We start from the raw sequence: 13,502 nt of genomic DNA on the forward strand, positions 1-13,502 counted from the left end.
TATGTATTAAATTTCCTTCGACTTTATAATATTCTTGATATAAGTATGATAATCCTTTTAAAATTTACAAAAAAAAAGTGTAAAAAAGGTTTTTACACTTTTCTAATATATCTATTTGTTAAAAAATTTTCAACTACAGGTATTTATACTTTATATCCTTATATATACAGTAGGTATTTGCATATAATCGCAATCATGATTATCCCGCATATAAAACGTAATACTGCCACTATCATTAACCTTACTAATATTTTGCTGATACTTTCGAAGTAGGGTACTAAAGCTTTACCCACTACTAATTCCCATATTGTAAGACCTATTAAGGAACCCAATAAAGCATCCGCAACAATAATTCCCGATAAATTACATACAGTAGTATTCACACTATATGTTTTTGAAATAGTATATCCCTTTGTCAGATAACTCCTGAGCCCCCTCATCCCAATTTCTGCAATGATTACTAAAGACACTAATACAATTATGATCCATGAAGATAACGTGTTAAATCCAACTATTGACGCATAAATGCAAGCAGCAGCTAAAATAATGATTGTCCCATAAAAATTAGGAGCTAATGTACATAACTGTCCTATAAACATGATTAATAATATACTACTTTTTACTATCAATATGAATCCCTTTCTCACCTAACCATAGTTATTATCATTATTGCTGATTTTCCCTATATTTATGTACTAAATAAGCAGTATAAATAATAAATACTATCATTATGAAACCCGAATAACTCATAATCCATAATATTGTTGTAAAACGCATGCAACTTACTAAATATATAATAATTCCTGCTACTGTTAGTGCAGGTAAAAAAGATATTTGTATAATACTGCTAACTTGTCTAGCATTAACCAGCATAGCTGGAACCATAGTATTGGTAAAAGTACAAAATAAAATAATGTTAAAAGCAAATACCATAGCAGCGCCGCCTACTTGACTAACAATACCTGCTAATGCCAATGGGCCAGAAATATTTGCAACTAATACTAGATAGGCAATCAGTATGGTAAATACACCCTCAACAGACTTTGCCAATAGAATCAAACAAATGGCTAGGTAACCTTTCTGTGATAAATATGCACCCATTTCAACAACTAAGATAGACCACATTCCGCCAACATTATAGCCTAATAACCCTAAAACAAGCAGCCAATTAACACTACTGAATCTCGGCATAACAATATCGAGTTTAAAATCAAAAAGAAATAATAAAATGAGCAACAAGGGAACTAATAATAATCCAATATAATTGGATAGTATTAACAAACAACGACCATAGCCAGCCGCTAATACTGAGAATAATAGTAAGCAAATGAAACCTGCACCAAGAGGAGAAATACCTGTCAAAATATGTAGGACTTGGGCGGCATAATAGCCACCTGTTAACGCACTCGCAGGAATGCATACAGATAATACCACAAATGCCAATATTCTTTTACCTTGCAATCCATATAATTCTTTCATAACAACGACTAATTCTTCCCCAGTCTTAACACCGATCCAAACCAGTATAGTAGAAAATAGCAAACCAAATATAATAAAGATATATAATGTACTAACGTATACTTCTTTATTGCCTAATATACTTGCCAAATCGGGTATGACAGCAACATGATCCCCTGCAATATGTAATATCGCTAAACAGCATATTGGTAATATCATCCACATAGATTCACCACCTCTGTGCTTATATGATATTAGATTGCTTTATCAAGGGTGAATAAAAAAAGGTTATTGCCAAGATCTTCTCCTGGCAATAACCTTTAAATATGACTCTATTCTATTTTGAACCACCAGTTTTTAACACAGCTCTTTTGCGTTCATCATACTCTTTCCAAGTAACCCAAATTGGGCTGGCATTGAAAATAGCTGAATAGGCACCACTGAGAAAACCGATTAACATTGCGAGTGAGAAATTCTTTGTTGACTCGCCGCCAAAGAAATGTAATGATCCACAAGCAAATAACACTGTCAGTAAAGTATAAAGAGTACGTGTAAATGTTTGTCCTATGCTGCGGTTAACTAGATCTTGAAATGATTCTGTCTTACGATGTGTTTTTAAATTTTCTCTGATCCGATCAAAAACAACAATCGCCTCATTCATTGAATATCCAATGACGGTTAAAATCGCTGCAACAAAAGATGAATCCATCTCGATGTGGAATAAGGAGAAAATACCTAAGACAATCATTACATCATGCAATATAGCTAAAATAGCTGAAACTGCGATCTTATACTCAAAACGATAAGAGATATAAGCAATTAATAAAGCACACACTACTGCCAAATTAAGCAGTGCTTGCTGGGTTAGCTCAGATCCCATAACAGCACCCACTTTTTCACTACGCAGAACCTCAAATGCTCCTAAACGTTTCTCCATATCTGTAAATAATATTTGACTTTCATCATTAGACAAAACATGGGTTCTAATAAATAAGTTATTTGATGTCTCCGCCTGATCCGTTGAAACTAACTGTATTACACTATTTTCTAGACGATGATCGACCAGAACTTCACGAACTTGAGCAACTGTCACTGAAGAAGCAAATTTCAAATCCAAAATCGTTCCGCCAGTAAAATCAATTCCTAAATTAAATCCCTGTAATGCCATGGAGATTAAGCCAGGAATTAGGACAATTAAAGATAATGCAAACCACCAATACCGTTTTCCAATAATATCAAATTTCATTTTTAATCACCCCTTACGCACCAAAGTATTTGCCATTTTTAGTCACATTGGCCTGCATTAACATCCTCAGTAAATAACGACTTACTGTAATTGCCGTAAACATACTGAGAATTACTCCAAGTCCAAGTGTTATAGCAAAGCCTTTGATTGGGCCAGTTCCCAGGACAAATAATACTGAAGCTGTAATCATAATGGACACATTTGAATCTAAGATTGTATTGAAAGCTCTTGAAAAGCCAGCATCAAGAGCAGCTCTTAATGTTTTACCACTGCGATATTCTTCCTTAAATCTTTCAAAAATTAATACATTTGCATCCACAGCAACCCCCATGGACAAAATAATACCAGCAATACCTGGCAATGTCATAGTTGCTTGGAGCATTTTTAAAGAGCCCACCAAAAGTAACACATAAACCAAAAGTGCAATTGTAGCAACAAAACCTGACAAACGATAAAACCCTAGCATAAATATTACGATTAAAGCAATACCAATGCTAAATGCTTTCTCACTCTTTTCCTTAGAATCTTGACCGAGTGTCGGTCCTACTGTTCTCATTTCCATAACATCTACTTTCACTGGAAGTGAACCTGACCTTAATAAAATAGCTAAATTCTGTGCTTCTTCAATTGAACGGCTGCCTGTAATAACGGCTTTTCCATTGGGGATCGGCTCATTTACTACGGGACTCGTAAGTACTTGCTTATCAAGTAAAATACTAATATGTTTACCAACATTCTTAGTAGTTAAATCAGCAAAAAGCTTACCACCTTGATCAGAAAATTCCAGAGCAACTACACTGTTTTTATTTTGTCCCATTTCAGCTTTAGCATCTTTTAGATCTTTACCTGTCATAACTGTAGTGCCGCTTTCATCCTGAAATTCCAGCAATGCTGTTTTACCTAACATCTCAATTGCTTTTTCTGGTTCTTTAATACCAGGCAGCTCTACAATGATTCTCCTATCGCCTTGTCGTTGAATAATCGGCTCAGTTAAACCAATTTCATTTACACGTTTTTCAATAATCTTAACGACCCGTCGAACAGCATCTTCATCTACTTTTGCTTCTGGAGTATCAACAGCTTCTAATACTACATGTGTACCGCCTTGCAAATCCAGACCTTGCTTAATTGAAGTAGTTAAAGGTGAAATAAAATAACTAAAACCTATTATAATCACAGCAACTACACTCAAAAACTTGGCCACATTCCCCACTCTCAAAAACGTCTCCCCCATTCTCTTCTTTAAATAAGCACAATTACAAAGCTTTTCATTTTAGCTAAAAGCCTAGTAAAAGTCAAGTTTTTCCACAGGTTTAATTATATCTGCTATGTCATAAAAATGTCAACGTAATGCCAGCACATCATTATAGCAGCTGGTTGTTGTTAATGACTAAGCTAAATTGGCAATTTAAAAAATCTGCCGCCCTCCGACACATAATCATTCGAGCTAAAAAAATTTCAAAATATTCCATGACTGGACAAATATTAGTATCAATGACGATTTCCAAAGCAATTCTGCGCAAATGTTTGTCAACTACCAATTTACTACTATTAGCAGCATAATTTACTCTATCATGTATTTCAAATGTAGCGAAATCCTTATTCGTCACTCTGCTGCGGTGTACATCTGACTTATCTGCCAATATTAATGCAGCGGCCACTGGATTAATTGCATTGCCTCTTTCTTCTTCATGATTTCCAATTGCTGAAATAACTAAAGCAATTTCTTCTGGCGGCATTCCTAATCGTGAGATTACATTATAAGCCATGACAGCACCTGTACCACCATGATTGTAGCGATTAATCATATTTCCAATATCATGTATATATCCGGCTACTGCTGCCAATTGACATTCTCGTTTTTCATAGCCCAAATCCTCTAACACATGATAAGCCCGATCGGATATGATTGATGCATGACGCTTACCATGCTCTGTAAAGCCTAGACGACCAAGATACTCTGTACTGCAAGCAAGATATACAGATATTTCATGATCTTTCTTTAGGTCTTCCACAGTTATTATTGACATGAGAATTTCCCCCCAGTATACTCTAGCATTCATCAAACAGCATTTTCATTACGTAAGTCACTTTCGAGGTTTGCCATTCATACATAACATGCTACAACATACTTACTCTGTCTGTACCCTAAAGTGCGTTATATTGTTGATCTATTCAAACTACAGTATTAGATCCTTAGGGTATAACTTGGTATTCATTTTTTATATTATGCACTTTTTCACTTTCAGATATGCCCTTTACTAGATATATGATAAATTCCTTTTTTCGTCGTTTACAAATAAACAAGCATAATCTCTGACTGCACAAAATATAACAGTGGCAGAAATACCACTATGTGGTCCTTCTGCCACTGTTATATTTCTTATCTCGTCTGAAATGCCATTATTGATAACTGTATCGTTACACTATCCATTAATTGTATCACATTTTATAATTTCATCTTCATTCAACAAAAAATGTACAGGCATATCATAATCCTTATGCGGAATACTTTCTATAATGTGTGAAGACCATATAGCACCAATCAATATGGCCTGAGGAGCCTGAGGAATAAAGCGGTCATAGTATCCAGCACCCATTCCTAATCGATTACCAGAACGATCAAATCCTACTCCTGGAACAATTATTAAATCAATTAACTCTGGATTCATTATCGTTAGATTTTCAGGATCAGGCACTAACAAATTAAAACGCCCTTTGACTAATGTATTCCAATTATCAATTACAGCAGCATCCATCACACCGAATTCTTTTCTCATATGTGGCACACAAACCGTTTTTCCCTGTGACCAAGAGCCCTCAATTATTTTTACCATCTGTGGTTCATCAAACATAGACAAAAACGACATTATAACCTTCGCTTGTTGATAATATGGCCACGCAAATAAATGTTTAGCCATATTATCACTTTGAGCAGCAATCATGTCTTTATCTAGTGTACGTCTTCTTAATAATAATTCTGTTCGTAAATTAGTCTTGTTATGACTATTATGTTTCATATTACTACCTTACCTTATTATCCAGCAAACGCAGAAAAAGCCATAACTTCTATCCGTTCTTAGGATCATTTTGGTATGATTGGATTGCCGAGCGTAAAAAATCGATTTCAACTTTTTCTGAAACTTTTAAAGTCACTTTTTTAGCATCTAAAGCTATAATCGTACCATACATACCACCTGCAGCAATTACACGATCACCTTTTTTTAAGTTATTTAACATTTCTGCACGCTGTTGCTGTTGTTTCTTTTGAGGACGATACAATATAAAATAAAAAACTAGCGCCATCAAAACAATTGGCCCATAAGCCGCTAGTGTCTGCATCATCTCTTGCGATAATTCTGGCATATAATTCACCCCCTTATTTTTATATTACTAGTATTATATTCCACATCAAGTATTTAAATCCTCTTTATCGATTATATTGTGCCAAGAACTCTTGCCTGAAATCTAGAAAACGCTCTTCTATAATAGCTGTACGCATCTTACTCATAAAGTTTAATAAAAAGTGTAAATTATGAATGGTTGTAAGTCTTAAGCCAAAGATTTCATCGGTTTTAAATAAATGCCGAATGTAAGCTCTTGAGAAATTCCGACAAGCGTAACAACTGCATTTGTCATCAAGGGGCCTGAAATCCCTTGCATATTCAGCATTCTTAACAACAAGTCGTCCCCAATTGGTCATAACGGTACCATTGCGAGCTACTCGAGTAGGAAACACACAATCAAACATGTCAATACCATGCATAACCCCTTCTACCAAGCAGTCGGGCGTTCCAACCCCCATTAAATAACGAGGCTTTCTTTCAGGTAATAACGGTACTGTATGCTCTAGCATTTCATACATTAACGTTTTAGGTTCACCAACACTTAAACCACCAACAGCATAGCCAGGAAAATCCAGGGAAACCAAATCGTTAGCACTCATAGTTCTTAGATCCTTGTACATACCACCTTGTACAATACCAAATAAGGCTTGGTCGGCTCTAGTGTGAGTCTGTCTACACCGCTCAGCCCAGCGTGTAGTTCGTTCCGTAGATTTTCGGGCATAATCATGCTCGGCGGGAAATGGCACGCATTCATCAAAAGCCATAATAATATCAGATCCTAATGCCATTTGCACCTTGGTGGCCTTCTCTGGAGATAAAAAATGTTTGGATCCATCAATATGAGAACGAAAAGTGACACCTTCTTCAGTAATTTTACGTAATGCCCCTAAACTAAAGACTTGAAATCCACCACTATCTGTTAAGATTCCTCGATCCCAATTCATAAATTTATGTAAACCACCCGCTTCTGCCACTAATTCATGCCCAGGTCTTAGATATAAGTGATAGGTATTACTTAGAATGATTCCGGCTCCCATATCCTTTAATTCATCAGGTGACATTGCCTTTACAGTCGCTTGCGTACCAACAGGCATAAAAATAGGTGTGTCAAAGGTGCCGTGAGGTGTATGCAAGCGTCCTGCTCGCGCTCCTGTTTTTGAACATTTTTTAACTAATTCGTACGTTACTGACATTTTAATCCCCCTAGATTCCATTAAAAATGATTCTTATCCTAACCAAAAAAATAGTTTACTAAAATCCGCAAAAATACAATGCCACTTTCGTGGCAAAGGTAAAACAAGTTTATTTTATATAATTAACATGGCATCGCCAAAACTAAAGAATTTATACCCTTGCTCAACGGCTTCCTTATACGCAGCAAAAACATTTTGCTGTCCAGCTAAGGCACTAATTAACATTAGCAAAGTAGACTTTGGTAAATGAAAGTTAGTCACAGCAGCATCAACTATTTTAAATGTATAACCTGGATAAATAAAAATTTCAGTCCAGCCGCTTTTAGCTTCCAATATGCCATTTATCGTAGCTGTCTCCAATGTTCGTATTGCTGTAGTACCGACTGCTATAATTCTACCACCCTCCTGCTTTGTTCTATTAATCAGTTCTGCCGTCTCAGGCAATACTGAATAATATTCCCGGTGCATTACATGATCGGTAATATTATCGGTATTCACCGGGCGAAAAGTGCCTAAACCAACATGTAGGGTCACAAATGCCAGATGAATTCCCTTTTCTTCTATGCGTTTCATTAAATCCATCGTAAAATGCAAACCTGCCGTTGGCGCAGCTGCCGATCCCCGTTCACGAGCATATACGGTTTGATATCGTTCTTTATCGGCTAATTGCTCTGTGATATAAGGAGGTAAGGGCGTTTCTCCCAGCTCGTCCAATATTTCTTCAAAAATACCTTCATACCTAAAGCGCACAATACGACCGCCAAAATCCGTCGATTCGAGTATTTCACAAGACAACCGATCACTAAAGACAATGATCGCACCAGGCCTAGCCTTCTTACCCGGTTTCACCAATGCCTCCCAATCACTTTCTGATTTACGATTTAATAAGAAAACTTCTACTTTACCACCGGTCTCGGACTTAGCACCAATTAACCTAGCTGGAATTACTCTAGTATCATTAAAAACAAGAGTATCACCTGCATTTAGGTATTGTAGCAAATCAAAAAAATAGTGGTGTGAAATAGCACCTGTATTTTTATCCAGCATTAATAAGCGAGAATGATCACGAGGCTCACAAGGATGTTGAGCAATTAACTCTTCTGGTAAAAAATAATCAAATTCAGATAACAACATACTAACTAGACTCCTTTAGGTAACTTTTTAACCTCAACACCTTGATAATAGTGTTTCAATATCTCTTTAAAATATGTAGGGTCATCCTGAGGACCTTTCTCTGCCATAGCCTTGGCTCCCCATTGAGATAAACCAATGCCGTGCCCCCAGCCAAACCCTGAAATTGAAATGATTTCATTTGGTCGACCGCTAATACGATGTATATCTTCCTTATCTGTAAAATATCCTTTTTCACTTGTTGACGGCAAATTTATTTCAACTTTCTTATTGCCCACATTACCTATACCATCAGAAATTTCGAATTCAATACTTCTTTGTACCGGCAGCATGATATGAACATCAAACAAGGAACTCTTTAAAGACAATATTGTACGCAGCTTTTCACCAGTCAACTGAACAGTTCCATTCGTGCCAATAAAGCGTATATTCTTCACTCTTCCGGAAACGCCTCGGTCAGTAGTATCTATCGGCTGAGCAGCAAGGGGCGAAATGCCAATTGCTTTTATAGTCCCAATATTATATCCAGCTTTAGATAATAATTCTCTTAATTCATTAGGTGTGAGCTGTTTTTCCCAATTATAATGAGGTGAACCTTGATCATAATCGACTACACCGCGTAAATATGGCAGATAGGTCCCCCATATATTTTCACTATTTTCTGTGTAACCACCAGAACTGCTATGAAAATAAGCAGGAATAAGCTTGCCTTTATACAAGATCACTTGGTCTACAGTATCATCTACTGCCTTTATACCCCGAAGGACTTCTCCTTCACGACCGCCATAAACTTGACAATCCGTTGTAGCACAAACATCATAGCCATCACTCTGATGTTTATTTCTGCTATAAAAAGCATATGTACGAGCTGCTACAGCTTGAGCCTTAACGGCTTCCAAAGACCAAATTGGAGAAATTTCTTTTGCGATGACACCATATAAATATTTTTCAACCGATAGTATATTAACAACTGTCATTCCACTCTTTCCATTGGTAATATGAATGTTAATATCACCTCGATATTTTTTATTATTAACCTCAATAGAATATGCATCATCATTTTTTAATTTTAAGAGACTTAGCTTAGCAGCATCTATTTTTTTCCCATTTAAGATAAATTCATTTCCATTATAAGCAATTGTCGCTTTTTCATTAGCAGAGAACCGCCCCAATGTTTGATTTTTATCAACATTGACTATTTTATAATCAACATCTGCCGATACTAGAATATTACGCTGATTTGACCAAATACCAACTCGAATAGTGTTTTCCGGAGCCTGTGCATACACAGTGCCTACCAAAAAGAGCATACAAGATAAGAATCCTAATAAAATTGTAGCAAATTTGCAATTCAAAATAGCACTCCTTTCAGCTTATAATAAATTACCTTGTTCATCTGCCTTATATACTATGCCTAAATGCTCATATGCTTTCTGTGTAGCAACTCTCCCTCGAGGAGTTCGCTGCAAAAAACCCATTTGTAACAAAAAAGGTTCATAGACATCTTCAATAGTATCATTTTCCTCACTAATAATAGCAGCTAACGTATCAAGACCGACTGGACCACCTTTAAAATTCTGTATGATTGCTGACAGCATATTACGGTCTGTTTTATCAAGTCCACATTTATCAACTTCTAACATTGCCAATGCTTTATCAGCTGTAACGTCAGTAATGATTCCATTTCCAGCAACTTGAGCATAATCTCTTACCCTTTTTAGTAAACGATTTGCAATTCGTGGTGTTCCTCTAGACCGCTTTGCAATTTCATAAGCTCCACCAGTTTCAATTTCTACATTTAGTACTTCTGCAGTACGATTCACAATACAAGCTAATTCTTCAGGTCGATAATATTCCAGCCTTGAAATTACGCCAAACCGATCACGCAAAGGAGCAGCTAACGCTCCCGCACGAGTCGTTGCGCCAATCAGTGTAAAAGGTGCCAAATCCAAACGAATGGATCTAGCGCTAGGTCCTTTGCCAATAATAATATCTAAAGCATAGTCTTCCATAGCAGAATATAAGACTTCTTCAACATGTCTTGATAAACGATGGATTTCATCAATAAATAAAACATCTTTTTCCCCTAAGTTTGTAAGCAATGCTGCCAGATCTCCTGCCCGTTCAATCGCCGGACCAGATGTTACACGAAAATTTACACCTAACTCATTAGCTATAATAGCTGCTAACGTAGTTTTTCCTAAGCCAGGCGGTCCATATAATAAAACATGATCTAATGCTTCCTCTCGGGAAAGAGCAGCCTGTACAAATATAGAAAGATTATTTTTCACTTTATCTTGACCTATGTATTCATTTAAACGACGTGGTCTAAGACTATATTCCCACGTATCAGCATCCTGTTCATTACCAGCGATAATTCGTTCTTCCACGATTATCTATTCCCTCCCACAAATTCCCTGAGTGCTAACTTTAACAGTTCTTCCACCGAATGGCCATTTTTTTCGATTTTTTTAAGAACAGGCATTATTTCATTTTGATTATATCCTAACGCCAACAACGCTTGTAATGCTTCCTCAATCACATCGCCGGTTGATACTGATATACCAGAAATATGATCTCCATTTAAATCGTCCTCAGTAATTAATCCGATCTTATCTTTCAACTCAAGAATAACTCTTTCGGCAGTTTTTTTACCAACTCCTGGCAACTTAGTTAAAATTCCTATATTTTTTTGGCTTATCGCTATACGAAATTGCTGTGGATCAATTGCCGATAAAATTCCCATGGCTACTTTAGGGCCAATGCCTGAAATGGATGTCAATTGCAGAAATAAATCATACTCATCTTGAGTATAAAAACCATATAACATCAACGCATCTTCACGCACATACATATAAGTAAATAAAGACACTACTGCAGCGATTGTAATTTTTTGACGAGTAGATTGTGCTATAAAAACTCGATATCCAATACCTTGAACATCAATAAAACAATGATCTACTGCTAAATGTGATACAGTTCCACGTACATAACCAATCATACTTTATTTCCCCACACTTTATTTTCTGAATTGCATTTTATACCTAGGCGTTTTTTTAAAGAAGCACGATTATTAGTTTTATTTGAGTCTACTAGGCTATTACAAACTAGCTCTGGCCTCATAGTACTACAATGGGTAGTACAAATCGCAATTGCTAAAGCATCTGCTACATCATCAGGATGTGGCTTAGAAGGTAAATTCAGCAAACGCTGTGTCATATAAATGACTTGCTCTTTAGTGGCCTTACCATATCCTACGACTGCCTGTTTTACCTGTAAGGGTGTAAATTCTGCTAATTTAGTGGAATTTTGAGCTACTGCTAGTAATAGAACGCCCCTAGCTTGCGATACTGTTATAGCAGTTCGTACATTCTTATTAAAGAATAGCATTTCTACCCCCACTACATCGGGTTTATACTTCCTTATAAGTACATCAATTTCATGATGAATAATTACTAAACGTTCTTCTGTATTCATTTTGGGACTAGTTTGAATAGCACCATAATCTAACGCACGAAGCGTACTTCCTTCTAAACTTACAATTCCATATCCACAAATTGCTGTACCTGGATCAATGCCTAATGCTAACATAAATATAGCCTCCCTTGCCAACTATAATAAATTCGACAAGTTCATGCTTGATTCCTTTCTAAGAGAACAATAAAAAAGATAAGGGGAGGAGATTCCCCTTATCTTGACTGCATTCCTTCTAACGTTCGTAGTAACTCTTCCTTCGATTGTACCACCATCCCTTTTTCCAATTCTTCAATATCATGCGGCATGAGTTTATTAACCTGGATGGCAGTTATCTCCTTCACAATTGGTTTATAGCCTGGTCTTCCATAAAAAACAGCAACATGGTTGTCTTTTACTCCGATGAAGATATTATTAGCATGTTCACGGCAAAAACCATCAACTTTTAATCTCATAACAGCTTCATTGGTATCAAATTTCTCAAATTCCCATCCTTCATAGATTTTCTGCATTTGATAAATACTTAGTCCTACTAAGTTTTCGGTAGGTTTCGTTTTTAAAACTTCTTCTTCATTGCACTTCAAGTATAGAATTTTTTGTACGATATCTGTGTCATTCGTTATTTTAATTTTACTATCTTGTTTAGCAACCTCAGTTTCTTGAAGAAGAATTGGGTTCTCTCCACCAGAAAAAGATCGATAAACCATATAATATGCTGAAAGACCCATCACCAATAATAAAGCTACACAAAGTAAAGCATACTTTTTATTAATCTTTGCAAATGGTAACAATAGAAGCAACTCCTCATTTCCATATTGCCAACATTATTACCCGATTCTTAGAAAAATATACAAAAAAAGTGTGATAATATCACACTTTTTTTGTATTTACATTAAATCTTCTGGAATATCAAAATTTGCATATACTTCTTGTATATCATCATGTTCTTCTAATGCATCCATCAACTTCATCATTCGAGCAGCGTCATCTCCAGCTAATGCTACGGTAGTTTGCGGTATCATAGTAATTTCAGCTACAGAAGTTTTAATACCATTTTTCTCAAGAACTTCTTGAAAAGAATAAAAGTGGTCTGGCTCAACAGTAATTTCAAATTCATTATCCTCTACTTTAAAATCATCTGCTCCAGCCTCAAGTGATAACATCATTAACTCTTCTTCATCAATTGTTGCCATCTTTTCAATGATAAATAACCCCTTTTTATCAAACATCCAAGACACACAACCTGATTCGCCTAAGTTACCACTATATTTTGAGAATAGATGACGCACATCTGCCGCTGTACGATTACGATTATCAGTCATAACCTCTACCATAACAGCAACGCCAGCAGGACCATAGCCTTCATAAACTAACTCTTCATAATTACTGCCATCTAAAGAACCTAAACCTTTTTGAATGGCACGTTGAATATTATCCTTAGGAATATTATTTTCTTTGGCTTTTTGTAACGCTAGTTTTAACCGCATATTCCCTGTAGGATCAGCTCCACCCATTCGAGCTGCAACAGTGAGTTCTCTACCAATCTTAGTAGTAACTTTACCACGCAATGCGTCCATTTTACCTTTTTTATGCTTAATATTAGCCCATTTTGAATGTCCTGACATAAATATTTCTCCCCTCAACCAATATGAA

The 13,502-nt window shown here is 36.1% G+C and carries 15 protein-coding genes; all 15 read right to left on the reverse strand.

What is annotated here, in order from left to right; genetic code table 11:
* Positions 1-158: 158 nt before the first annotated feature.
* Positions 159-599, reverse strand: coding sequence for a DUF456 family protein (locus FR7_RS12630; protein ID WP_007941900.1), 441 nt, complete (start codon positions 597-599; stop codon positions 159-161).
* 67 nt (positions 600-666) lie between these two features.
* Positions 667-1,683 (reverse strand): hypothetical protein, encoded by a 1,017-nt coding sequence (locus FR7_RS12635; RefSeq protein WP_007933985.1) that lies wholly within the window; start codon positions 1,681-1,683, stop codon positions 667-669.
* Between the two features lie 112 nt (positions 1,684-1,795).
* Positions 1,796-2,704: a protein translocase subunit SecF gene (gene secF / locus FR7_RS12640; protein ID WP_007933984.1), complete on the reverse strand. Its 909-nt coding sequence runs from the start codon at positions 2,702-2,704 to the stop codon at positions 1,796-1,798.
* Between the two features lie 13 nt (positions 2,705-2,717).
* A complete protein-coding gene (gene secD / locus FR7_RS12645; protein ID WP_007933983.1) occupies positions 2,718-3,923 on the reverse strand; it encodes a protein translocase subunit SecD in 1,206 nt (401 codons plus the stop codon).
* Between the two features lie 145 nt (positions 3,924-4,068).
* Positions 4,069-4,734: an HD domain-containing protein gene (locus FR7_RS12650; protein WP_007933982.1), complete on the reverse strand. Its 666-nt coding sequence runs from the start codon at positions 4,732-4,734 to the stop codon at positions 4,069-4,071.
* Positions 4,735-5,130: 396 nt separating this feature from the next.
* A complete protein-coding gene (locus FR7_RS12655) occupies positions 5,131-5,724 on the reverse strand; it encodes a 5-formyltetrahydrofolate cyclo-ligase (protein ID WP_007933981.1) in 594 nt (197 codons plus the stop codon).
* A gap of 49 nt (positions 5,725-5,773) precedes the next feature.
* On the reverse strand, positions 5,774-6,070 hold the full coding sequence (yajC, locus tag FR7_RS12660) for a preprotein translocase subunit YajC (protein WP_007933979.1): 297 nt from the start codon (positions 6,068-6,070) through the stop codon (positions 5,774-5,776).
* A gap of 64 nt (positions 6,071-6,134) precedes the next feature.
* A complete protein-coding gene (gene tgt, locus FR7_RS12665; RefSeq protein WP_007933978.1) occupies positions 6,135-7,244 on the reverse strand; it encodes a tRNA guanosine(34) transglycosylase Tgt in 1,110 nt (369 codons plus the stop codon).
* Between the two features lie 114 nt (positions 7,245-7,358).
* On the reverse strand, positions 7,359-8,378 hold the full coding sequence (gene queA / locus FR7_RS12670) for a tRNA preQ1(34) S-adenosylmethionine ribosyltransferase-isomerase QueA (protein WP_007933977.1): 1,020 nt from the start codon (positions 8,376-8,378) through the stop codon (positions 7,359-7,361).
* 5 nt (positions 8,379-8,383) lie between these two features.
* Complete coding sequence (locus tag FR7_RS12675; RefSeq protein WP_007933976.1) at positions 8,384-9,730, reverse strand: SpoIID/LytB domain-containing protein; 1,347 nt, start codon at positions 9,728-9,730, stop codon at positions 8,384-8,386.
* 18 nt (positions 9,731-9,748) lie between these two features.
* Positions 9,749-10,765, reverse strand: coding sequence for a Holliday junction branch migration DNA helicase RuvB (gene ruvB / locus FR7_RS12680; RefSeq protein ID WP_007933975.1), 1,017 nt, complete (start codon positions 10,763-10,765; stop codon positions 9,749-9,751).
* A gap of 2 nt (positions 10,766-10,767) precedes the next feature.
* Positions 10,768-11,376 (reverse strand): Holliday junction branch migration protein RuvA, encoded by a 609-nt coding sequence (gene ruvA, locus FR7_RS12685; RefSeq protein WP_007933974.1) that lies wholly within the window; start codon positions 11,374-11,376, stop codon positions 10,768-10,770.
* Entirely contained in the window at positions 11,373-11,966 is a 594-nt protein-coding gene (ruvC, locus tag FR7_RS12690; protein ID WP_007933973.1) for a crossover junction endodeoxyribonuclease RuvC, read from the reverse strand. Before ruvC ends, ruvA begins: the two co-directional genes overlap by 4 nt.
* A gap of 98 nt (positions 11,967-12,064) precedes the next feature.
* The gene (locus FR7_RS12695; protein ID WP_007933972.1) at positions 12,065-12,640 is read right to left on the reverse strand and encodes a BofC C-terminal domain-containing protein; all 576 of its coding nucleotides are present in this window, start codon (positions 12,638-12,640) and stop codon (positions 12,065-12,067) included.
* Between the two features lie 96 nt (positions 12,641-12,736).
* Positions 12,737-13,474, reverse strand: a complete 738-nt coding sequence (locus tag FR7_RS12700) for a YebC/PmpR family DNA-binding transcriptional regulator (protein ID WP_007933971.1) — start codon at positions 13,472-13,474, stop codon at positions 12,737-12,739.
* Positions 13,475-13,502 lie beyond the last annotated feature (28 nt).

This window comes from Pelosinus fermentans DSM 17108, from assembly GCF_000271485.2.
In the GTDB taxonomy this organism is placed as follows: Bacteria; Bacillota; Negativicutes; order DSM-13327; family DSM-13327; genus Pelosinus; species Pelosinus fermentans.